General features: G+C 59.7%; 18 protein-coding genes. 7 read left to right on the top strand and 11 right to left on the bottom strand.

Going from position 1 to position 23,947, the window contains the following annotated elements; translation table 11 throughout:
- Positions 1-46: 46 nt before the first annotated feature.
- Entirely contained in the window at positions 47-1,126 is a 1,080-nt protein-coding gene (gene zapE, locus AKV04_RS21595) for a cell division protein ZapE (protein WP_082351793.1), read from the top strand.
- Positions 1,127-1,371: 245 nt separating this feature from the next.
- Here the strand turns inward: zapE and AKV04_RS21590 are convergent, their stop codons facing one another.
- From AKV04_RS21590 to serB, 3 genes are read right to left on the bottom strand one after another with little or no spacing between them, the layout of a single operon-like run.
- A complete protein-coding gene (locus AKV04_RS21590; RefSeq protein WP_054008440.1) occupies positions 1,372-2,133 on the bottom strand; it encodes a TSUP family transporter in 762 nt (253 codons plus the stop codon).
- 13 nt (positions 2,134-2,146) lie between these two features.
- Positions 2,147-2,623 carry a GNAT family N-acetyltransferase gene (locus AKV04_RS21585; RefSeq protein ID WP_054008439.1) on the bottom strand — a complete coding sequence of 159 codons (477 nt, stop codon included), beginning with the start codon at positions 2,621-2,623 and terminating at the stop codon, positions 2,147-2,149.
- Positions 2,620-3,495, bottom strand: a complete 876-nt coding sequence (gene serB, locus AKV04_RS21580; RefSeq protein WP_054008438.1) for a phosphoserine phosphatase SerB — start codon at positions 3,493-3,495, stop codon at positions 2,620-2,622. The genes AKV04_RS21585 and serB overlap by 4 nt, the downstream gene beginning before the upstream one ends.
- A 151-nt stretch (positions 3,496-3,646) precedes the next feature.
- On the opposite strand from serB, the gene AKV04_RS21575 reads away from it, so the two are divergent.
- From AKV04_RS21575 to AKV04_RS21565, 3 genes are all read left to right on the top strand, one after another.
- On the top strand, positions 3,647-4,795 hold the full coding sequence (locus AKV04_RS21575; RefSeq protein ID WP_054008437.1) for a phosphoserine transaminase: 1,149 nt from the start codon (positions 3,647-3,649) through the stop codon (positions 4,793-4,795).
- An 87-nt stretch (positions 4,796-4,882) separates the two neighbouring features.
- Positions 4,883-6,478: a phosphoglycerate dehydrogenase gene (serA, locus tag AKV04_RS21570; RefSeq protein ID WP_054008436.1), complete on the top strand. Its 1,596-nt coding sequence runs from the start codon at positions 4,883-4,885 to the stop codon at positions 6,476-6,478.
- An 84-nt stretch (positions 6,479-6,562) separates the two neighbouring features.
- Entirely contained in the window at positions 6,563-7,294 is a 732-nt protein-coding gene (locus tag AKV04_RS21565; RefSeq protein WP_054008435.1) for a metallophosphoesterase, read from the top strand.
- 3 nt (positions 7,295-7,297) lie between these two features.
- On the opposite strand, the gene AKV04_RS21560 is transcribed toward AKV04_RS21565, so the two are convergent.
- From AKV04_RS21560 to AKV04_RS21535, 6 genes are all read right to left on the bottom strand, one after another.
- Positions 7,298-7,489: a DUF2783 domain-containing protein gene (locus AKV04_RS21560; RefSeq protein WP_054008434.1), complete on the bottom strand. Its 192-nt coding sequence runs from the start codon at positions 7,487-7,489 to the stop codon at positions 7,298-7,300.
- A gap of 1 nt (position 7,490) precedes the next feature.
- Positions 7,491-9,029 carry an FAD-dependent oxidoreductase gene (locus AKV04_RS21555; RefSeq protein ID WP_054008433.1) on the bottom strand — a complete coding sequence of 513 codons (1,539 nt, stop codon included), beginning with the start codon at positions 9,027-9,029 and terminating at the stop codon, positions 7,491-7,493.
- Between the two features lie 4 nt (positions 9,030-9,033).
- Positions 9,034-9,984, bottom strand: coding sequence for an MBL fold metallo-hydrolase (locus AKV04_RS21550; RefSeq protein WP_054008432.1), 951 nt, complete (start codon positions 9,982-9,984; stop codon positions 9,034-9,036).
- Positions 9,985-11,250: a fumarylacetoacetase gene (gene fahA, locus AKV04_RS21545; protein ID WP_054008431.1), complete on the bottom strand. Its 1,266-nt coding sequence runs from the start codon at positions 11,248-11,250 to the stop codon at positions 9,985-9,987.
- 100 nt (positions 11,251-11,350) lie between these two features.
- A complete protein-coding gene (gene hmgA, locus AKV04_RS21540) occupies positions 11,351-12,712 on the bottom strand; it encodes a homogentisate 1,2-dioxygenase (protein WP_054008430.1) in 1,362 nt (453 codons plus the stop codon).
- Positions 12,713-12,821: 109 nt separating this feature from the next.
- Positions 12,822-13,949 carry an MFS transporter gene (locus tag AKV04_RS21535; RefSeq protein ID WP_054008429.1) on the bottom strand — a complete coding sequence of 376 codons (1,128 nt, stop codon included), beginning with the start codon at positions 13,947-13,949 and terminating at the stop codon, positions 12,822-12,824.
- 91 nt (positions 13,950-14,040) lie between these two features.
- Between AKV04_RS21535 and AKV04_RS21530 the strand changes: the two genes are divergently transcribed.
- From AKV04_RS21530 to bktB, 3 genes are read left to right on the top strand one after another with little or no spacing between them, the layout of a single operon-like run.
- On the top strand, positions 14,041-14,463 hold the full coding sequence (locus AKV04_RS21530) for a MarR family winged helix-turn-helix transcriptional regulator (protein ID WP_054008428.1): 423 nt from the start codon (positions 14,041-14,043) through the stop codon (positions 14,461-14,463).
- On the top strand, positions 14,460-15,071 hold the full coding sequence (gene maiA / locus AKV04_RS21525; RefSeq protein WP_054008427.1) for a maleylacetoacetate isomerase: 612 nt from the start codon (positions 14,460-14,462) through the stop codon (positions 15,069-15,071). Before AKV04_RS21530 ends, maiA begins: the two co-directional genes overlap by 4 nt.
- A gap of 20 nt (positions 15,072-15,091) precedes the next feature.
- Positions 15,092-16,252, top strand: a complete 1,161-nt coding sequence (gene bktB / locus AKV04_RS21520; protein WP_054008542.1) for a beta-ketothiolase BktB — start codon at positions 15,092-15,094, stop codon at positions 16,250-16,252.
- A gap of 42 nt (positions 16,253-16,294) precedes the next feature.
- On the opposite strand, the gene pbpC is transcribed toward bktB, so the two are convergent.
- Positions 16,295-18,337 carry a penicillin-binding protein 1C gene (gene pbpC / locus AKV04_RS21515; RefSeq protein ID WP_054008426.1) on the bottom strand — a complete coding sequence of 681 codons (2,043 nt, stop codon included), beginning with the start codon at positions 18,335-18,337 and terminating at the stop codon, positions 16,295-16,297.
- Positions 18,334-23,751, bottom strand: a complete 5,418-nt coding sequence (locus AKV04_RS21510) for an alpha-2-macroglobulin family protein (RefSeq protein ID WP_054008425.1) — start codon at positions 23,749-23,751, stop codon at positions 18,334-18,336. The genes pbpC and AKV04_RS21510 overlap by 4 nt, the downstream gene beginning before the upstream one ends.
- Positions 23,752-23,947: the final 196 nt, after the last annotated feature.

Genomic DNA, 23,947 nt, shown 5'->3' with positions numbered 1-23,947 from the left:
ACTGGCCCAGACTTCCCTCCACCCGGAGGCGCTGGTATGCAACGGTATGCGAATGACCCTGACCGAGATTTATGAGGCCGAAGTGGCCGCAGGCCGCCTGCGCCCCGACCCCGCGCAACTGGCGCTGCTGCCGCTGATGGAAGACTTGCGGGTCTGGCTAGAGGCAAATGCCACCCGAAAAGTCGGCCTGTTCGCGGGCCTGTTCGCCAAACCCGTGACCCCGCCGAAAGGGCTTTATCTGTGGGGCGGTGTCGGGCGTGGCAAGTCAATGCTGATGGATTTGTTCTGTATCCATCTGAACATCACGCAGAAACGCCGGGTGCATTTTCATGCCTTCATGCAGGAAATCCACCACGCCATACACGAGGCGCGCAAGGGCGGTGTTGACGACGCCATCGCCCCCGTGGCCGAGGCGATCAGCCGCGATATCCGCCTGCTGGCGTTTGACGAAATGCAGATCACCGATATCACTGATGCGATGATCGTTGGCCGCCTGTTCGAAAAGCTGCTGGCTGCAGGCGTGGTGATCGTCACCACCTCGAACCGCCCACCCGAGGATTTGTATAAAGACGGGTTAAGCCGGGCCTTGTTCCTGCCGTTCATCGCCATGCTGCGCGAACGGCTGGAGGTCGCGGAAATCGCCTCGCTCAACGACTACCGCCAACACCGCCTGACAGGCGCGCAGGTCTATTTCCACCCCGCAGGTAAAGCCCATGGCGAAATCAACGCCATCTGGCGCGACCTGACAGGGGGGGCACCCGGCGAACCCCTCCGCCTGCCCGTCAATGGCCGTGAAACCATCCTGCCCCGTTTCGCCAATGGCATCGGTCGCGCCAGCTTCTGGGAGCTATGCGCCAAACCCCTCGGCCCCGCCGATTTCCTCGCCATCGCATGCGCCGTCCGCGTGCTGATCCTCGAAGACATCCCGCAGCTTTCCGCCAGCAACTACAACGAGGCCAAACGCTTCGTCATCTTGATCGACGCTTTATACGAGGCGAAAACCAAACTGATCTGCTCGGCGGCGGATGAACCCGAACGCCTGTATATCGAAGGCTCCGGTAGCTTTGAGTTCGAGCGCACCGCCAGCCGTCTGCGTGAAATGCAAGCCGCCGATTGGGGGCAGTAAATATCAGCCGCTACGCGCTGCACCACCCATGCCGGGGGTTTCACACCCCCGTGGAGTATTTGAGCCAATGTGAAGGCAAACTCTACTAAAATTGTCATCCTCTGCGCTTAAATATCCCGCAGGGGTCTGGGGGTGTGAAACCCCCAGTTCTACCTCTGCACAAAGCGAGAGCGTTAAAAATCCCTTAACGGGCCTATGTCAACTCACTGACATAAAACAATAAAATTTGGTCCCGAGTTGGGACCTCAGCCAAAAGCCTGCCACAACAACCGCAACGCCATCGCCGTCGACGTCACCACCAGCAAAGGCTTGATCAACCGTGCTCCGATCCGCATTGCAAGCTTAGCCCCCAAAGCCGCCCCCGCGACCTGACCCACGGCCATCGCCAGCCCAACCCCCCACCACGTCGCCCCACTCCAAACAAACACCGCGAGCGAGCCGATATTCGAGGCAAAGTTCAGCATCTTAGTATGCGCCGTCGCCTTCAACACCCCAAACCCCGCCAGCATCACAAAGGCTAGCATCAGAAAGCTACCCGTCCCCGGCCCGAAGAAACCATCATAAGCGGCAATCATCGGCACCGCAGTGAAAGTGAACACTGCAGGCTTGATGCGCTCCACCCGGTCCGCATCGGTCAACCCCGGCTTGAACGCGAAAAACAAAGCCACCGCGACCAGCACCACCGGCATGATCAACCGCAACACCTCGGCAGGCATCAGATGCGCCACTAGGGCGCCCAAACCGCCACCACAGGCTGAAACCGCCGCCATTCCCAACTGCTCCATCGGCTTCACATGGCCAGCCCGCGCATAGGCCAGCGCCGCCGTGCCTGCGCCGAAACTGCCCTGAAGTTTGTTGGTCGCCAAAGCCTCAATCGGCGACGCCCCGGCCAGCAGCAGGGCAGGGACCGAGATCAATCCGCCACCCCCCGCAATCGCATCGACAAACCCCGCAACGAAAGCGGCGCAGACCAGCAGCAGGGTCAGATGCATCGCGATTTCAAACATCAATCATTCTGCCTCACAAATCAAACCGGCGGCTCACCCGTCCGACCTTGCGGCCATCCGCCAGCACCCAATCCGGCTGCGACTCGTATTCAACAAAGCCGCACTTACCGTAATAGGCCAGCCCGGGAACATTGTCAGCGCGTATGGTGGCGTTCAGAACCTGCAATCCTGCCGCTCGTGCCGACGCGAGGCTGGCGGCGAAAAGTGCGCCGCCAATGCCTTTCGCTTGCAGCCCTGGCTGCACAAACGTGCCGATGTCACCCCAGTCCTCGGGCAAAGGCGTTGATCGCGAAATGGACTGAAATCCCAAAATCAACCCATCTTCATCAGCCAGATGGCAAGAAACCACGCTTGCGCCAGCAATATAGCGCAACATATCCACGGCCGCGCGCGGGGTCTGATAGGCCGTCGTGCCGCCAATCCTGATGATCTCATTCTGCAGAGTGACCATCGCTTCGGCGTCTTGCGGGCTAGCAGGCCGGATAATCATTGCGCAAACTCCTCACGGGCGTAGCCCTGCATATACAACAGCGCCGTCAGATCGCCGTGGTTCACCCGCAAATCGCACTGCGCCGCAACGCTCGGCTTGGCGTGCAAGGCCACCCCGGCCCCCGCCAGCCCCAGCATCCCCAGATCATTCGCGCCATCCCCCACCGCCATCGCATCCGCGACCGAAATCCCCAATCGCGCCGAAATCTCCTCCAGCGCTGTCACCTTCGCGGCACGACCCAAGATCGGCTCCGCCACTTGGCCCGTCAGCTTGTTATCCTCGATCAGCAGGATATTGGCGCGGTTCTCGTCAAACCCCAGCATCCCGGCAATCGCCGAGGTGAAGGCGGTAAAGCCGCCCGACACCAGCGCTGCATGCGCGCCATTCGCCTTCATCGTCGCCAGCAACTGCGGCCCACCCGGCATCAGCGTAATGCGGTCGCGCACCACCTCCGCGATCACCGTGACGGGCAGGCCTTTCAACAAGCCAACCCGTTCGCGCAGAGCACCTTCGAAATCCAGCTCACCATTCATCGCCCGCGCGGTGATCCCGGCGACATAGGCCCCGACGCCCGCTTCATCGGCCAATTCGTCAATACATTCCTGCTGGATCATCGTGCTGTCCATATCGGCGATCAGCAGTTTCTTGCGCCGACCCGCCGCAGGTTGCACCACCAGATCAACGCCCATGCCTTGCAGACCCTGCCACACATCCCAACGATTGGCGGGCATCGTTTCAACCGCGAACTCTGCCGCCACGCCCGGATCAAGCCAGACCGCATCCCCCCCCCCCCAAGCATTGCGCAAAGACTCAACCGTCACACGGTCAAGCACGGGGCGATTGGGGTTGGTCAGCAAAGTGGCTACGAACATGCGTGTTTCCGATAGTGGAGATTTGTGTCGGTTTTTGCAGATGATGCGCCGGAATAGCGCGATTATTTGGCTTGCGCCACCCCGGCGGGGCCAATATGCACGGCGGCGGGACACCCTTCCCCAACGAAGGGCATTTATCTGTGAGGATACCATGGCTGACTTCACCGCCCCGGCGACGCGTCCGGAAAACCCGCGTTTTTCTTCTGGCCCCTGCGCCAAAATCCCCGGTTATACCCTTGATATGCTTGGTGATGCGCCCTTGGGTCGCTCGCACCGTGCGGCTGTTGGCAAGGCCAAGTTGAAACAGGCGATTGACCTGACCCGCGAAATTCTGAGCGTCCCCGCCGACTATCGCATCGGCATCGTCCCCGGTTCGGATACCGGCGCGGTTGAGATGGCAATGTGGTCGCTGCTGGGTGCACGTCCGGTTGAGATGCTGGCGTGGGAGTCGTTCGGTGAAGGCTGGGTTACCGATGTGGTCAAGCAGTTGAAGCTGGATGCCAAGGTTAAAATCGCCCCCTACGGCCAGATCGTTGATCTTGCGACGGTCGATTTCAACAGCGACGTGGTGTTCACTTGGAACGGCACCACATCTGGCTGCCGCCTGCCGAATGCAGATGCGATCCCGGCTGACCGCCAAGGCCTGACCATCTGCGACGCCACTTCTGCCGCCTTTGCGATGGACCTTGATTGGGCCAAGCTGGATGTAACCACCTTCTCTTGGCAGAAAGTGCTGGGTGGCGAAGGCGCGCATGGCATGATCATCCTGTCGCCCCGCGCGGTGGAGCGGTTGGAAAGCTACACCCCCGCATGGCCGCTGCCGAAGATTTTCCGCATGACCAGCAAGGGCAAAGTCATCGAAGGCATCTTTGTGGGTGAGACGATCAACACCCCCTCGATGCTGGCGGTGGAAGATTATCTCGTGTCGTTGAAATGGGCGCAATCGGTCGGCGGTCTGGCCGGTCTGGTCGGTCGCGCCACGGCCAACGCGAAAGTGGTCTGGAACTTTTGCGCTGCAAATCCGTGGCTGCAGAACCTTGCCGAAACCCCGGCGATTGCCTCAACGACCTCGGTTTGCCTGAAATTTAACGATCCCCGCATCAAAGATGGCGAGGCTTTCGCCAAAGCTGTCGCCAAGCGGTTGGAGCAGGCAAAGGTTGCCTATGATATCGGCGCGTATCGTGACGCGCCTGCGGGCCTGCGCATCTGGTGCGGCAGCACAGTGGAAACCGCCGATGTTGCGGCGCTGATGCCGTGGATCGCCCATGCCTTTGACGCGGAAATCGCCGCGCAAGTTTGAACGGGATGGCGGGGTAAACCCCGCCCTACCCAATCCGTAGGGCGGGGTTTACCCCGCCATCCCCCTCGCAAATCATAGGAGTCCCTCATGGCCCCCCGCGTTCTCGTATCCGACGAACTTTCCGAAACCGCCGTGCAAATCTTCCGCGACCGGGGTGTCGAGGTTGATTACATGCCCAAGCTGGGCAAAGATAAAGACGCGCTGGCCGCGATCATTGATCAGTATGATGGTTTGGCGATCCGGTCTGCCACCAAAGTGACCGACAAGCTGCTGGCCGCTGCCACCAACCTGAAAGTGGTGGGCCGCGCGGGTATCGGCGTGGATAACGTCGACATCCCAGCCGCGTCCAAAAAAGGCGTGATCGTGATGAACACGCCGTTCGGTAACTCGATCACCACCGCCGAACACGCCATCGCAATGATGTTCGCCGTGGCGCGGCAGTTGCCCGAGGCCAACGCCTCTACCCAAGCTGGCAAATGGGAGAAATCCCGGTTTATGGGGGTGGAGCTGTTCAACAAAACCCTTGGCGTGATCGGCGCTGGCAACATCGGCGGCATCGTCTGCAACCGTGCGGTGGGCCTGCATATGAAAGTCGTCGCCTACGATCCCTTCCTGTCGGACGAGCGCGCCAAGACGCTGGGCGTCACCAAGGTGGAACTTGACGAACTGCTGCACCGCGCGGATTTTATCACTTTGCATGTGCCGTTGACCGACAAAACCCGCAACATTCTGTCGGCGGAAAATCTGGCGAAAACCAAGAAGGGCGTGCGCATCATCAACTGCGCACGTGGCGGTCTGGTGGATGAAGCCGCCTTGGCCGTGGCGCTGAAATCCGGCCATGTTGCCGGGGCAGCACTGGATGTGTTTGAGGTTGAACCCGCCACCGAATCGCCGCTGTTCAACCTGCCCAACGTGGTCTGCACCCCGCATTTGGGCGCATCGACCACCGAAGCGCAGGAAAACGTCGCCCTGCAAGTGGCTGAGCAGATGTCGGATTACCTGCTGACGGGTGCTGTCTCTAACGCCCTGAATATGCCCAACGTCACCGCCGAAGAGGCCGCCGTGATGGGGCCGTGGATCAAACTCGCCAGCCATTTGGGTGCGTTCATCGGCCAGATGACCGAGGAGCCGATCAAGGCAATCAACATCCTCTATGATGGCACCGTAGCTGGGATGAACCTTGCCGCCCTAAACTCGGCTGTCATCGCGGGCGTGCTGAAAACCCAGAACCCCGATGTGAACCTCGTCTCGGCCCCGATTGTGGCGAAAGACAAAGGCATCCAAGTCTCGACCACCCGCCAAGACAAAACCGGCACCTTTGACGCCTATATTAAAGTCACCATGGTCACGGAAAAACGCGAACGCTCGGTCGCAGGCACATGCTTCAGCGATGGCAAACCGCGCTTCATCCAGATCAAAGGCATCAACATTGACGCCGAAATCGGCGAGCATATGCTGTACACCACCAACGATGACGTGCCAGGCATCATCGGCCTTCTCGGCATGACGATGTCGAAAAACAACGTCAACATCGCAAACTTTACCTTGGGCCGCGAGGGCATTGGCAAACAGGCTATCGCGATCTTGTATCTTGACCAAGTCATCGACCCCAAGGTGCTGGAAACCCTCGAATCCACTGGCATGTTCCAATCGGTGAAAGCGCTGCAATTCGACGTGGCGTGATCGGCTTGCGCTTTTGGTTTGGCGCAAATATCCAACACGGGTCCGGGGGCGTGAAGCCCCCAGCCTTTGCACTGAGAGGCGCGCATGAGAACCTATGCCATCGGCGACATTCACGGCCATATTGAACTTCTGCGAGAGGTTCATTCTTGGATTGCCGCTGATCAAGCAAAACATGGCGCAGCCCCGATTGTGCATGTCGGTGATCTGGTGGATCGCGGTCCGGATTGCCGGGGCGTGGTTGAATACTTGCGCACAGGGGTCGAGGCCGGGCAAGATTGGGTGGTACTCAAAGGCAATCATGACCGCATGTTCACAAACTACATCCGCGACATCAATTACCACGACCCGTGCCTGCGCACCGACCTATCCTATCTACACCCCAAGATCGGCGGAGCGGCAACTTTGGAATCCTACGGCGTGAAAAACGCCGCCGATCGCCCGCTGGCCCCGGTGCATGCCGAGGCTGTGGCCGCCGTGCCCGAGGCTCATCTGCAATTCCTCGAATCCCGCTCGACGTACTACCAGCGCGGCGGGGTAATTTATGTCCACGCCGGCATCCGTCCCGGCATCCCGATTGAGCAACAGACCGAGGATGACTTGGTCTGGATCCGCAAAGGGTTCCTTGAAGACACCCGCGATTTTGGCGCGCTCATCGTGCATGGCCATACCGCGCTGGATGCCCCAATGCATTACGGCAATCGGGTCAATATCGACTCGAGCGCTGCTTACGGTGGGCCCTTGACGGCGGTGGTTCTGGAGGGTCGTGAGGTGTTTAAACTGACCATAGCCGGACGCGTGGCGTTACTGCCGGAATAGGGTTTAGCTCCCCGCCTTTGCCAGGGCCAAAGCCTGAGTTAATACCTCAGCGTCGCCGATGTGATTGGCCAAAATCAACACAAGCCGCGCGTTCATGGCATGACTTTCTGCCTCAGGCAGACCCCGATGCGCAGCTAGAAGGTCGGCGTAAAAGCCGTCTGAATCTGCAATATTTGTTTTGGTATTCAATATCATCTCAGCCTTCCCAACTTTGCTCCAAGGCTGCTTCTATCTCAGCTGCCGAGGCCGAAAGCCAGCGCGCCGCAACCACCTGATCGGGCCTGATCAAGTAAACCGCCTGTGGCTGATCGCCCAGATAGCGCCTACGGATCATATCCGTCAGCACAGGCTTTACCACTCGTATGCCGAGCTCTGGGGCATCGCAGCCCAACACCAACAGCACGAAATCGCGCCCTAAAGCCTCGGTCATCCAACCGTTTTTCAGTGGCGCATCTGGTGCCACAGCCCCCGGTCGCGCGCCTACCGGAAGATCGGCATCGGGCGCATCCAGCGGATAAATACAGGGCTTCGACAATCGCCCAGAATTCACCATTGGCCGCGCAAAATCTGCCCGTGCCGCAAGGTGCAAAACCGCATCGCGAAACAAGCGCTCTATGCCCGCTTCCGGCGACATAAAGCGCGTTGAGCGGCTGGAATTCAGCAAATTTTCATCCGCGCCGTAGCACCGTTCGCGATCATACCCCTGTAGGGTTTCAGGTGCAGCCGCACCGTTTATCACCGCCGCCAGCCGCCAACCGAGAGCGTCGACATCGCCCAAGCCGCCATTTCCGCCTCGCGCGCCGAAGGGCGAAACGACATGCGCGCTGTCGCCTACGAACAAAATCTGATTATGAACAAAGTTTCGTAAACGTCGGCATTGGAAGGTGTAGACGCTGACCCAATCCAGCTTGAAATCGGCGTGACCCACCACTTTCTCAATACGCGGGATGACATTCTCGGGCCGCTTCTCGACTTCGGGGTCAGTGTCCCAGCCAAGCTGAAGATCTATTCGGTAAATATTATCCGGCTGCTTGTGCAACAGCGCTGATTGACCGGGATGGAAGTTCGGTTCAAACCAAAACCAACGCTCGCTGGCGAAATCGCCCTGCATTTCAATGTCGGCGATCAGAAAGCGTTCTTCGAACAATTCGCCGTCAAACTCCAACCCCATCATTTCCCGGATCGGACTACGCGCGCCGTCGCAGGCTATCACCCAGTCGGCCTCCAACATGTAGGATCCGTCCGGGGTTTCCACCGTAATCGAGACGAAATCCGCATTCTGATCCACAGAAATCACCCGATTTTTCCAGCGCAGGTCAATGTTCAATTCCTGTGCCCGCTGCACCAGATATTCCTCGACGAAATACTGCTGCAGATTCACAAACGCGGGCATCTTATGCCCGTCCTCGGGCAGCAGATCAAAGTTGAACACCTCTTTATCGCGGTGAAATGTGCGCCCCACTTTCCATGTCACTCCTTTTGTGACGGATCGTTCACCTACACCAAGCCTATCCAGAATCTCAAGCGAACGCTTGCTCCAGCAGATCGCCCGAGACCCGACTGAGACCACATTGTTGTCATCCAGTACCGTCGCCAGCACGCCATGATTTGCCAGTTCAATCGCCATCGCCAACCCAATCGGACCAGCGCCAACAATGATCACTTTGTGACGCGGCTCGGGCGCCATCAATCCAGAAGGTGCAACATAATCAAAGGGTTGATGCGCATAAGCCATCACATTACCCCTGCAAGTCTGCCCACATCTGGCGGTCACGTTCAGCCGTCCAGACGCGAGGTGTCGCTATCCCGCGTGCCTCGTCAAAAGCGCGCGCGACGTTGAACGGCAAGCAGTGTTCATAGATTGCAAAATTTGCGAACTTAGAGTCACATTCAGCCCGCACCGCGTTCCAAGCCTCTTTCAAGCTGCCCCCGCGCGCCGCCACTTTTGCCGCCGGTCGGTAGGTGCTTTGCACAAAATCAGCGGTCGAGGCGATGGCTTTGCCCACCATTTCGCGCCCTATCAGCGCATCTCCACGCCCCGGCGCAATCGCCACCGGATCGAAGGCCGCAATGTTCTCCAAAGTGTCGATCCAATCGGCAAAATGCCCGTCGCCGCAGTAGCAGGCCGAGTGATACTCGACGATATCGCCGGTAAACATCACCTCGGAATCTGGCACCCAAACCACCGCATCCCCTGCGGTATGCGCACGGCCCAGATGCATGATGTCGACGCGGCGTTTGCCCAAGTAGACCGTCATCTGATCGCTAAATGTGGTGGTCGGCAGGGTCAGTCCGGGGATCTCCTCATGCCCTTGGAACAGTCGGGGAAAGCGGCCAAATTCGCTTTGCCAATCCTCTTGTCCGCGTTCCATCACCATGCCGCGCGCAGCACCAGACATGATGATTTCCCTTGCGTTATAAGCACTTGCACCCAGAACGCGTACAGCGTGATAATGCGTCAGTACCAAGTGGCTGATCGGTTTGTCGGTGACGGACCGGATACATTCCACTACTTTGCGTGCCAGTCGTGGCGTCGCTTGCGCCTCAATCACCATCACCGACTCATCGCCGATGATCACACCGGAATTCGGATCACCTTCGGCAGTGAAGGCGTATATTCCGTCACCGATTTCGACGAATGAGGTCTTTTTTTCGGTCAGATCGCCCTGCGATGCAAACGCCTTAGTCATTCAATTCTTCCTTGCATAGAGGTCCGCGAAGGCCGGGATCACCTTGCCCGAACACGCGCCAAACCCGATCCGATATCCGTCTCCCAGCGCAACTCCGCGTAGGGTCAACGTGTCATTGTCCTCGATGAAGCTCCGAGTCCCGCCGGCAATCGCGAAGGGCTCTTTGCCACCCCAAGACAGTTCCAGAAGGCTGCCCCGGCTGTCCTTGGTGGTGCCTGAAATCGTGCCTGATCCCAGAAGATCTCCGACATTCATTGGGCAGCCAGAGGTCGTGTGATGCGCCAGTTGCTGCGGTGCAGAGTAGTACATTTCCGCATAGTTGGTGCGGCTGATGATGGCTTCAGAACCACCTTCAGGCGTAAGTCCAACCTCTAGCGCGACGTTGTACAGCATCGGTCCCGGCTCTTGCAGATGCGGCAGAAGTGGGACTTCACGCGGCGGGGTCGTGGTGCGGAACGGCTCTAGCGCCGCTTTCATCACGATCCACGGGCTTAAGCTGGTGGCGGTGGCTTTGGCCTGGAATGGGCCGAGCGGTTGATATTCCCAAGCTTGAATATCTCTGGCAGACCAATCATTTAGCAAAACATAACCGAAGATCATCGCGTCGGCTTCAGCCACCGTCACTGGCAGGCCATGCTCGGAAGCTTGCCCAACAATCGCGCCGATTTCCAATTCGATATCGAAGCGGCGTGAAGGCGCAAAGATCGGCAGGTCAAACTCTGGGCCTTTCAACTGGCCCCAAGGGCGGCGGACTTCGGTGCCGGAAACCACGACCGACGAGGCGCGGCCATTATACCCGATCGGCATATGCAGCCAGTTCGGGGGCAGTGCATTTTCTGCGCCGCGGAACATGGTGCCGACATTGGTGGCGTGGTGACGGCCAGCGTAGAAATCGGTGTATTCGGCGACAATGAAGGGCAAGTGCAGCGCGGCGGCCCCCATCGCCACCAGATGATCTTCGACCACCCAACGCTTGCTGGCCCCTTCGATGAGCATTGCGGTGACGTGGGCGCGAAACTCGGCCCAGATGCTGGGGCCAGCCTCCATAAATTCATTCCAAAATGGCACGTCGAACAGCGGGTGATCGGTTAGCTTTAGCAGGCCTTCGGCTTCCAAAGCGCTCACATCGAGAATGAAGTCACCGATGGCCACACCGCAGCGCGCCGGTTCATCGGCAAGGGAAAACACACCGCAAGGCAGGTTGTTCAGCGGGAAGTCGGTTGTCGCGGAATTCGCGCTTTCCACCCAAGATTTCAGCAGTTTCATTGCGCGCTCTCCCATGCTTGCGGCCCAAAGCCTAGGGATGCGGGCAAGCCGATGTGGCTGTCAAGTCGGCAGAGTTTTCCTACCAGTGAAACCACAGCTCTCATTTCACCCCCGGCGTGCCATCGAATTTCTTCGCCAGACTCTCCCAACAGTCGATGTAATCATCCTGTAGCGGAGCTTCTTTGGCGGCGAAGGCAGTCAGATGTTGCGGGAAGCGGGTCTCAAACATGAAGGACATGGTTTCCTCTAGCTTTTCGGCCTTCAATACCGCGTTTGATGCGCCCTCGAATGCCTGTTTGTCTGGGCCATGCGGTAACATCATGTTGTGCAGGCTCATCCCGCCAGGCACAAAGCCTTTGGGTTTCGCGTCGTAGATGCCGTAGATATTGCCCATCAATTCCGACATAATATTCTTGTGATACCACGGCGGGCGGAAGGTATCTTCAGCGACCATCCAACGTTCGCGGAACAGCACAAAATCAATGTTTGCGGTGCCCTCAACGCCCGAAGGCGCGGTCAGAACCGTGAAAATCGAAGGATCTGGATGATCGAACAGAATAGCGCCGACCGGGCAATAGGTGCGCAGATCGTATTTCACCGGAGCATAATTGCCATGCCACGCCACCACGTCCAGCGGACTGTGGCCGATGCGGGTGCGGTGGAACTGGCCGCACCATTTCACAACCACCGAGGACGGCACTTCGCGGTCTTCAAACGCTGCTACCGGGGTCTTGAAATCGCGCGGATTGGCCATGCAATTTGCGCCAATCGGTCCGCGTCCGGGCAATGTGAACTTTTGTCCGTAATTCTCGCAGACAAAGCCGCGACAGGGGCCTTCCAGCACCTCAACCCGATACACCAGCCCGCGCGGGATCACGGCGATCTCCTGCGGCTCTAGGTCAATCACGCCCAATTCCGTGCAAAACCGCAGGCGACCCTGCTGCGGGACGATCAAAAGCTCGCTATCGGCGCTGAAGAAATACTCATCCTGCATCGACTGGGTGACGAGGTAAACGTGGCTCGCCATGCCGACTTGGGTGTTCACATCGCCCGCCGTGGTCATTGTGTGTATACCGGTAATCCACGTCAGCGCAGCGTCGGAGTGCGGCACTGGGTCCCAGCGGTATTGTCCGAGTGAGATCACATCCGGGTCGATATGCGGAGCGGATTTCCAATAAGGAATATCAATTTTTTCAAAGCGATGCGTGTGTTTCACCGAGGGACGGATGCGGTAGCACCATGTCCGCTCGTTCTGGTGGCTCGGCGCGGTGAAGGCAGTGCCGGACAGCTGCTCGCCATAAAGCCCATAGTTGCATTTCTGCGGAGAGTTCATGCCCTGCGGCAACGCGCCCGGCAAAGCCTCGGTTTCAAAGTCATTGCCGAAGCCGGGCATGTAGTGGGCGTGCGTGCCTACCGGTGTCACAGCGCGGGTCAATCCCGAGGGCAGGCTTTGGGTATTCATGGCGGCCTCGCGGTGCAGAATCGGGTTTAACCTATGGCAGGAAAATATTGTTGCAAGTGCAACGATGTCAAGAGGGATATCCGCCATCAGAAAAATTCACTAATGGAGGTTAGCTGTTCATAGAACGCAGATTGGCCAAAGCGCCAAGCGACAGCAGGCCAGTGGTGCAGGCGACCACCCAGAAAAACCCGCGCTGGCCCATGGTTTCCAGAAACGGCGACATCAGCAGCGGCGCAAAGACCCCGCCCACGAGGCCAGCGCCGATGATGGTGGGGGCGACGCGGGCATTGTTGCCCATCTTGCGGGTGGCAGTGACGTATTCTGTGGGGAAGAACATGCCCGCGCAGAAGCCCAAGCCGACAAAACCCACGCCGGGCAGCCATAAGGCGGCGATCAGGGCCGAGATACAGGCCCCGGCCAGCGATAGGGTGAACAGCGTGAAGGCGGGCAGCAGTCCTGCCATGAACATCAGGCAAAGACGGGCGGCTAGGAAAGCAAGGAAGAACGCCGACAGCAGTTGGGCTGCCAAGGTCTCGGATAGGCCCGCGTTGATCAGGGCAGTGGGGCCAAGCCCGGTCAGGCAGGCCTCAACGCTGATCGCCACCGCACCGAAGAGCAGGATTGGCAGGTTCAGCCGGAATGGTGTGGCTGAGTCGCTGGCCACCACCGTCGCATCGCGCCCTGCAGGCCCGGCACAGGCGGTGATCACCACGCCGATCACGGCGCAAATGGTAAAGCTGAGTACCGCATCATTGCCCAAAGCCACGAAGACCAGTGGCGCGCCAATGGCTCCGATGCCGAAAGTCGCGTTCAATAGGCTGAGCATCGCTGGCCCGCGTGCGCCAAACGCCCGCAGCATCCGCGGGTTAAACACCACCGTGGCCGCCCCATAACCCGCGCCGAACAGCACTGCCCCCAGCACCGTCAGCGCCCAACTGGCCCCCAGCGCCATCAGTGCCGCACCCAGTGTCATCGCCATCACCACATGCCGGGGCGTCGCGCGCGCGCCAACAAAGAACATCGTCCCCACACCGATCGAACACCCGATCCAATGCGCCGAAATCAGCAGCCCTGCCGTGCCGATATGGATATCAAATCCGCGCGCAAATACTGGCAGCGCCGGGCCATATAGCGCTGTGCCCGCGCCCATCAGAATGAAGCTGGCAATGCTGATCGCCAGCAGCGCCGCATTGGTTTTGATCAGGTCGCGCAAGGGGATCTCCGGTTTGCCGCGCATGGTGTCCCCCGCCCGCACTGCACTGTCAACCGTACGCGCTTGCGAAATTCCCCACCAGCAGGCAGGCTTAGGTAAAACATGAGGCTTGATGATGAGTTTCGATCTTTCCGCGTTCTTACCCTACCAGTTGGCCGTCGTCGCCAGCCGGATTTCCAAGGGCTTTGCCGAGCTATACCGCACCGAGTTTGGCCTGACGATCCCCGAATGGCGGGTGTTGGCGCACCTGGCGCAGGTGGATCAGGTGTCAGTGCGTGAGATCCAAGCGCGCGTCGATATGGACAAATCCAAGGTCAGCCGGGCTGCGGCGCGATTAGAGGCCTCGGGTCTGATCGAAAAGCGGGAAAACCTTGAGGACCGTCGCCTGCTGGATATGCGGCTGACCCCGAAAGGCCAAGATCTGATCGCCCGCATCGTGCCGATTGCCGACGCGTATCAAACACAAATCTTGGACCAGATTGGGGCGGATGCCCCGCTGTTTCGTGCTGCCTTGCTGCGTCTGTTGGAGGAAAAATGATCAAGCTCTACGACTACTGGCGCTCGTCCGCCGCTTACCGCGTGCGGATGGCACTGAACCTGCTGAACCTGCGCTATGAAAGCAACCCGGTCGATCTGGTGAAAGGTGAACAACGTGGGGCTGACAATGTTGCGCGCAATCCACAGGGGTTGGTGCCAACGCTCGACATTGACGGCCTGCGGCTGACGCAATCGCTTGCGATCATCGAATATTTGGATGAAACGCGCGGCGGCTTGCTGCCGAAAGATCCCGCGGCCCGCGCCCACGTCCGCGCTTTATCTTACGCTATTGCGATGGAAATCGCCCCGGTCTGCAACCTGACCGTTCGTGATCACGTAGGATCAATGGGCGTGATGACCAGTGAGGCATGGACCCGCCATTACATCACCAAGGGTCTGACCGCTTTTGAGGCGATGCTGACCACGGCAGGCCGCTACTGCCACGGCGATAGCGTGACGATGGCCGATCTTTGCCTTGTGCCGCAGATCTATAATGCCGAGCGTGTTGGCATTGACGTGACGTCCTTCCCCCAAACCGCAAAGATCGTGGCAAACCTGCGCGAAATCCCCGCCATCGCCGCCGCGCATCCGGATCGCGTCAAACCCTAGAGGCCCGCCCCATGACTGCCATGACTGACATTTTCATCCTCTCCACCGCGCGCACCGCCATCGGCAGTTTCGGCGGCTCTCTCGCCGCCATGTCCACGATCGACATCGCGACCCATGCCGCGAAAGCCGCCATCGCGCGGGCGGGGATCGAAGCGGGGCAGGTCGGTACAGTGGTCTTCGGCCATGTCATCAACACCGAGCCGCGCGATATGTATCTGGCCCGCATCGCCGCGATGCAGGCCGGGGTGCCGGAAACCACGCCCGCGATGAACGTCAATCGTCTATGTGGTTCCGGTGCGCAGGCCATCGTTTCGGCCATGCAAATGCTGTTGCTGGGCGACGCGGAAATTGCCTTGGCAGGTGGTGCGGAGTGCATGAGCCGCGCGCCCTATGCCGTGCAGTCTGCGCGCTTTGGCCAGAAGATGGGTGATACCAAGATGCTCGACATGATGACGGGTGCTTTGACTTGCCCGTTCGGCACCGGGCACATGGGCGTCACCGCCGAGAATGTCGCCGCACGTTACGGCCTGACGCGCGAGGCGCAGGACGCCTTCGCTTTGGAATCGCAAACCCGCGCCGCCCGCGCGATTGCGGAAGGCCGCTTTGTCGATCAGATTGACCCGATTGAACTGACGGGCCGCAAGGGACACACCCTCTTCGCGCAAGATGAACACCCCAAAGCCACCACGCTTGACGCCCTCGCAAACCTCCGCCCCGCGTTTGCCAAGGATGGCACTGTCACGGCGGGCAATGCCTCGGATATCAACGACGGCGCGGCAGCCGTGATCCTGTCGCGCGGCAATCCGGGCCACGCCCGCGCCCGCATCATGGGCTACGCGGTGGCGGGGGTTGATCCCAAAGTGATGGGCCTTGGTCCGATCCCAGCCGTTCAGGCGCTTTGTGCCAAACTAGGGGTCAAACCAGACAGTTTCGACGTGGTGGAATCGAACGAGGCTTTCGCCGCCCAAGCCATTGCCGTGACCCAAGCGCTCGGCCTCGATCCGGCTCGCGTCAACCCCAACGGTGGCGCGATTGCCTTGGGCCATCCTGTTGGTGCTACGGGTGCGATACTGGTTGCCAAAGCGCTGGCAGAACTGGAACGTGCGGGGGGCAAAACCGCACTGATAACCATGTGCATCGGCGGCGGTCAGGGCATCGCTTTGGCGATCGAGCGGGCGTAAGTTATATGGCCGCTTTCCATACTGGAAAGGTTTCGTTAGCTTTTAACGCAATCGCACCTTGGTGCGGGCCGATCTACCCATCGCATCAATCACCGAAAGCGTGACAAATCCGCGCCCCAACTGGCCCAACATCACCTCTTTTGACCCCAGCGAGATCGCCACAGGCACCCCATTTGCCAGCCAAGTGTAGGGCGCTTTGCCCCCCGAAACCCGCACCAGAAGCCCCGCTGGCAGCATCTCTACTTCTGCACCATCGGGCGGAAAAGCCACCGCTGGCGCGTCTTTGTCCGGCTGAAACGCCGCATTGCGGTTGCGAAATTTCTGCAACGGTTGCGGCAATTCCGCGTTTGAAACCAATAGCGTAGCAGGCGGTGCCTCTGGCTGCGGGTCCAAATTCCGCTTCAGCCTGGCAAAGGCTTGAAACAAGACCGGGGCCGCCAAATCTGCGCCAAACGCGCCCGGCACAGGTGTGCCATCCGGGCGGCCCATCCAGATGCCAATCACGTTGCGGCCATCAAACCCAATCGCCCAAGCATCGCGGTGGCCATAGCTGGTCCCGGTCTTGTAAGCCAGACGATTTTCCGGCGCACCGGGCGGCGGCGCTAGGCCCGCCAAAATATCCTCCACCTGCCAAGCGCTAGAGGCCGACAAAACCCGCTGCCCTTCCTCGCGTTGGCCGTTCATCTGGTGGGTCAGCGGCAACGACACCCCACCCCTAGCGATAGCTGCGTAAAGTTGCACCATATCTTCAAGACTGACCCCGATGCCGCCCAACGCAATCGCCAACCCCGGCTGCCCTCCCGGCAGCTCGTATTTGACGCCAGCTTTGTCCAAAGATGCTAGTAACTTAGCAGGTCCCAACGCATCCGTCAGCGCCACGACGGGAATATTCAAAGACTCCTGCAGCGCCTCCCTGATCCGAATAGTGCCGCGAAATTGCCGATCGAAATTCTGCGGCTTGTAGCCGTTGAAATCGGTTGGCTTATCGTCAATCAAAGTCTCAGGGTGGGCCAAGCCTTCATCAAAAGATAGGCCATATATCAAAGGCTTAAGCGTAGATCCGGGGCTGCGGATCGCGCGCGTCATATCGACAAACCCCGCGCGCCGATCCGCCACAAATGCCGCTGATCCGACCGAAGCCAGCACCTCACCCGAGGCATGATCTGCCACCACAATCGCCACTTGCAACCTGTCGCCCCGGCTGGACACCACGTCCGCTGCCAACCGCTCCAGTTTGCCCTGCAAGGCCTTGTCCAGCGTCAACTGGTGTCGCTTAAGCCCCGGTTCCTCCGCAATAATCCGGTCCGACATATGCGGTGCCAGCGCTGGGAAGGGGCGTCTGACCGACGGCACCACCTCTGTCCGCGCCGCCGCCATCTGCTCGGTGTCAATCAACCCATCCCGCAAGGCCCGCGCCAACACCCGATCCCTTGCGTCCGTCGCCCGCTCCACCGAGCGATCTGGCCTGCGCGTCTCTGGGCTTTGCGGGATCGCCACCAGCAGCGCCGCCTCAGCCGGAGTCAGCCGCAACGGTTCCTTACCAAAATAGGATAGCGTCGCGGCTCGGATACCTTCCAGATTGCCGCCATAGGGCGCAAGATGCAGATATAGTGACAGAATTTCCTGCTTGGTCAGCCGCCGCTCCAGCGCCATTGCCACCCGCATTTGCCGTAGCTTGCCGTCAATCTGCCCGGTAGTGCCTTCCTCCAACAGCCGCGCCACCTGCATCGTCAGCGTCGAACCGCCCGACACCACATGCCCATTCCAAACCGCCTGCAAAGCCGCCCGGAGCAGCGCTTGCGGATCAACCCCGCCGTGCTGGAAAAACCGCTTGTCCTCATAGGCCAGCAGCGCCGCGATATAATCGGGGTCCACATCCGACAGCGCCACATCCAGCCGCCAACGACCGTCAGCCACCGTATAGGCACGCAGCAATGCGCCGCTACGATCCAACACCTCGACGGAAGTTTCTGCCTGCAGTTGTGGCAAAACCGTCGCATCAACCCATTGATCAAGCTTGTCATTTGAAAAGGCGGCGAGCCCTAGGCCCGCCGCCAAAACAAACAGAAACCGCGCGCCCATCACTCGGAAATGGAGATGGTGCCCGCATCGGTCCGACCCGTCAGGTCGGGCCGATACATGTCTTCTACCGACGCCGCTGGCTGATGGAACGTGCCTGGCGAGATCGCGCGCACCACATAGGCCAACCGGAAGGTCTCATTGCTGTAACGGTCGATTGCGGTCAGGAACCGATCCTGCCGGAACTCGCTGTGCGCGACTTCGGTTTCCAAGCCCAGTTCCGACAGCGCTTCCGACCCCGAGGACATCAGGTTCGGGTTGTCGATTTCAAAGCCAGCAGGCAGCGGATCACTGACCATCAACCGCGCTTCACCTCGCCCAAACGGCGTGACTTCCAGCACGGTGATCAGCCGAGTGCCGACCGTCAGACCATCCAAAGTCGTCGCCTCACCTTCCATCGTGTAGTAGTTCCGCGTGATAGCATAGCCGTTGCCGCCTGCGGGTTCCGGTTCAGACGGCACGCCATAGGTGGTGACGGTCAGCGTAGTGTCGCTATCGCCGGTGTTTTTTACCACCACCGGTGCGGTATTTGCCGCATCCAACACCTTGACCAATGGCCCCGAAGCCGGTGCGCCGTCGATCAAAATACCATCCGCGCCCTTGCGATCAATCAGCGCATTGGCGGCCAGCAGCGCCCATGTCGCTTCCTGCGTTGACAAGGCCGAGGTGGTTGCGATGCGCGACGTCAGCGCCTCTTGATCCACAGCCTTTGAGCCTGACTCCGCCGCCAAAGCCAGCACCGCCGCCGCATCGCGGTAGTTGGTGCCGTAGTCGGCGCGGAAAACCTGCTCCTTCTCCGGGCCTTTCAACGCCTCTAACGCCACGCCCGCACGCCGGAACATTGCATCGGCGCGGGGTTGATCGCCGTAGCTTGCCAAAGCCGCACCCAACTGCGCCATCGCCGCAGGTGTACTGAACGCATCGCCCTTCACGTCGGCATAATAGCGCAAATCGCCCACAGCAGCGGCACCTTCGCGGGCCAGAACCATCAGCGCATAGGCTAATGCTTCGCCGCCTTTGTCAAAGTCAGCTTGGTAGTTCACTTGGTTGCGCAGGTTATCCAGCGCGCTGCGGAACGCCTGATCCGGCACCGCATAGCCGCGCGCTTTCGCCCGGCTGAGGAAGTCTGTGACAAACGCATCCAGCCAGAAATCGCCGCCATTTTCCACCGGACCCCACAGGCCGAAAGAGCCGTTGGAGGATTGGTTGGTCAGCACTTCCTCAACCGCTTGCTCCACCCGCAGCTTGATGTTGTCAGACCCCGGAAGGTCCATCGCGACTGCGACTTGATCGAAATACAGCAGCGGCAGCGCCTTGGAGGTAATCTGCTCGGTGCAGCCATAGGGGTAGGCATCCAGCGCCGCCAAAACACCGGGGGCGTTCAGGCGGGCGATCGGGCCGACAGCCATCGTGGCTTTACCCGAACCGGGGATCAGGCCTGTAAAAGCGTTGGAATCAAAGGTGAATTCCTGACCTTTCTTCAGATCAAGACGGCTGACCCGCACCACGGTAGGATCGTTGATTTCCACCGGAACCGTCAGGGTTTTCTTCAAAACCTTACCGTCTGGCGTGGTCAAAGCGATCTCAATCGTTTGGTTGCCGATGGCATCCGCCGTCACCGGAATGGCAAAGGTGGCCTTGGCCTTGTCACCGAGATCAAAGCCCGAAGGCACATCGCCCAGCTTCAACCCCGCCGAAGATACATCCAGCGACATCCGGCCTGATGGCCCAGCCGCATGGACGATTTCCAACAGCAGACGCGATTGGTCCCGCGGCTGCATGAAGCGCGGTAAGGATGCCGTCACCACAACCGGATCGCGCACCAGCACATCGGCGCTGGCTTGGCCGACACCCTTCTTCGACCACGCCACGGCCATTACCTTCACCGTGCCATTGAACGAGGGCAGGGTGAACGAGGTGCGCGCATAGCCATCGGCGCCAACCTGAACCGGGCCTGCGAAATAGGCGACCAGTTCTTCTGTCGGGGGCGGTGCTTGCAGACGCGCTTGCGCTCCCGCATCGCCACCCGAGCGGACCGAGCCTTCTGCGCCATTTATGCCGTCAATCAGGCGGCCATAGATGTCGCGGATACCGACTCCCAGTTTGCGCTGGCCAAAGTAGTGGTCTTGCGGGTGTGGTGGCTGGAAGCCGGTCAAGTTCAGAATGCCCTGATCGACGGCGGCAATGGTGACGTAAGCGGTATCGCCCGCCTCGACGCCATCCACCTTCACCGCCACATCCAATGGCCCACGCGGGGCGGCCTCGGGGGCGGTTTCGATCGAAGCTGTGAGCGCACGCGCACCGGGGGCGATGGTGGCATGGGTCAGACCCAACGCCCGGGCCGGGTTGCGACCAGCGGCCACGTCCATCGGGCGCAGCACGGATGCGGTGACGTAAACGCCAGCACCCCATTCATCGGTGACACTCAGCGGGATCACATTCTCGCCTTCCTTCACCTCAACCGCCTGCATCGACACCAGACGGTTGGACAGCACCGTGATCAAAGCCGTGCCAGCAGCACGCGGCACGATGCGCAGATTGGCGGTGTCGCCGGATTTATACTTTGGCTTGTCCAGCGACAATTCCAGCGTATCGGGCGAATCCGTGGCATCAGCGGGCGCATACCATCCCGCATAGAAGTTGGTCGAGGTGGCCGCAGGCGCGCCATCGGTGCGCTCTACCAGAACCTCGTACTCGCCCCATTGCACCGGGGCCGAAATTTTGGTGGGCTCAGAGCCAAGATCAGCTGTGCCTTCGGCCACCTTGCTGCGGGTGGTGACGGGCTCCCAGTTCCACGAGCTATTGCTCTGATACCATTGGTAATCTGTCTCAATCCGGGTGATCGTCCACTTTACCTTCATCGCAGCAGGCTTGGCATCGGCGTCAATACCGATCAGGCTGAACGCCGCTTCCGAACCTTCCGGCACCACATCGTTGAACATCGGCTTGATACCGATCAGATCAGACGACGGGGCCAGCAATTTGGTGATCTTGCGTTCCACCGGGCGGCCCGAGCCTTCGGCCACACGCACTGTCGCGCGCATTTCCAGCGGGCGGCCGGGGTCTTCAACCTCGGGCAAGGTTAGATCGACCGTGGCCTTGCCATCTGCATCGGTGCGAATGTCACCGAACGACGAAAGCTGTGCGTCAAAAGGCGCGTCATAGCGGCCAAAGACATAGCCCGGCCAAGCCTCTAGCTCTTTCGCCGCGCGCAGCAGAACTTCGCCCTCGATGGCCAGATCAGCCCCCGGCGCGCCAAACAGATATTTCGCATCCACCGTCATCTGCGCCACATCGCCCAAGCGGATCGGTTGATCGGCCAGTGCCAACTTGAAGTCGATCCGTTCCGGCAGGAAATCTTCCACCAGCACGGTTTGCGATGTCAAAGCCGCTGCTTCCAGATCGGCGTAAACCTCAAGCGTCCACAGCCCGCGCGGCGCAGAACCGCCAACAGGCAGCGCGAACACATGGCCGCCAGCCCCAGTATCGGCGACTTGCGCGCGCGCGTATTCGACCCCATCCGGGCGTTTCAAGATCGCTGTCAGCGGCAGGCCTTCAATCGCGGCGGTTTCAGCATCACGCGCCAAAGCGGTGGCATAGATCGTCTCACCCGCGCGGTAGGCGCCGCGATCAGTTGTCAGGAACACATCGACCGGAGGCGATGCCTCACGTCCCGCCACGCCACGATCCGAAAGATCAAACTCGGGATCTGTCAGCGACAGAAACGCCAGATCGGCATCACCATCCCGCGCCACAATCATCGCCGGAGCCTGCCCCCCCGTGCCCAAAGCCAAAGCGGCGTCAAACTGGGTGTAGCCTTGCGCGTCGGTCTTGGTGGTCGCCAACACTTCGTTTGTGGTGGACAGCAGATCGACCGAAACGCCATCCTTCGCCGCCGCTGTGCCAAGGCTGCGCACAAACACATGCAGGCCATCAACGCCTGACATTGTGGTCAGGCCCAGATCCGACACCACAAACCACTGCCAGCCCGCAGGCACCACATAGGGATCCACGCCGGGAACCGCCGCTTTCAGGGCATAGATGCCAGCAGGTTGGTCCTTCAACGCCTCATCCAAAGGCAAGCGGGTGGTGACATCAACGTTCACATCCTGCTTGACGGAACCGACACCCTTCCAGATTTCCGAACCGATCTGGCTCGAGAAATCATATTCCTGATAATCCGCCATCGGCGTGCCGAAATAGCCATTCTGCAAAGATCGCAACAGGTTACGGTCTGTCACACGGTACAGCGACAATTCCAGCTTTTCGGTGTTCACCGTCTCAACCGGGATCAAAGCAGCCCCAGTGCGCGGCAAAACATAGCCCCGGCCCGGAAAACGTACGCCGGGATTGCGGTCACGCACATAGGCAGTAACGTCGATGGATTTTGCGAGGGTTTGGCCATCGGCAGACGGCAGGCCCTCGCGGAAGGTGATGGTGTTGCGTGAGCCAAAGGTGACGCCTTCGACACACAGCTGCTGCCAGCCGTCAGTGGTCACGGTCAGGCCGGCGCTGGGAAGTTGCACATAAGTGGCATAATCGACGCCCGATTTCGCCAAAGCCTCCGAGAAATTCACGCAGATGCGCGGGCGGGCGGTGTCGGTGACAACCACATTATCAACAATCCGAAAGCCATATTTGCCAATCGCATCGTCCAGCGCCAAAGCGGTGTCGTCGCGTGGTTGCAACGCCTGCGCCAGCCGCAACGCCTGCACCTTGTCGCGACCCCGGTCGGTCGCCTCTAGCGCATCGCCCATCGTCAACAGAATCGTGTGTTCCTGGGCCTTGTTGTCCGAGCGCAGAAAAGCATTGACCGAGGCATAATACGCCCGATCCAAATAGCTGCGATCATTGGCCTTTTGCCCTGCCGCCAGCAACAGCCGAGCATATTCAGCCCAGCCATCAGCAGAATCGGTCAAGTTCAGCGCAGCCCCTGCGTAATTGCTGGCCAGCGCGAAATCGCCATTCGCTTCTGCATCGGCAGCAGCCCCCAGATGATCTTCGGCCGAATAACCGTTGGTGGTGTGGGTGTTGGCCAGTTGCACGGCTTGATCGGTGATGCCCGCAAGCTCCCAATCCTGCACGAAATTCAGATCAATGCGGCGGGCCTTGGCGCGATCTTCGGCACCCTTTTCGGCTTCCAGTACAGTTCCAGAATAGGCACCGTCAAACGCCGCAGCTTCGCCCACTTTGGATTTCGGGAAACATGATCCGTTGCGGGTGTTGAAGGTGAAAGCCTTGCAGAGCTTATTGGTTAGGCAGGCGCGCTGGCAAGCGTCCAGCGTGGTGTCGAAAATCGACGCGATATCGCCACCCGGCATGTCAGTGTTTTCGCTGAGAACCAAACGCTTGACGGGAATCAGATCCTGCGCCGCCGCAGGCATCGCCGACAGAATGAACAAACTTACAAAAGCGCCCATAAGGGCACGACCGAGCCTAACGTGCATCGCCAAAATCCTTCCTGAAATCAGTGGATCGACTGTCGCATGTGGGCCGCCGCGTTGGCAAGACATCTGATCCGCACAACAAAACTTGTCATCTTAATCCATGATTCATTTTGTTGCGCCAAATTGCCCAAGACTTATGTGCGGCTTGCCGCGCGGATGCACAGAATGT

Source organism: Cypionkella psychrotolerans, assembly GCF_001294535.1.
Taxonomy (GTDB): domain Bacteria; phylum Pseudomonadota; class Alphaproteobacteria; order Rhodobacterales; family Rhodobacteraceae; genus Cypionkella; species Cypionkella psychrotolerans.
The sequence above is the reverse complement of the archived record's forward strand: the minus strand, read 5'-3'. Positions and strand labels throughout refer to the sequence as shown.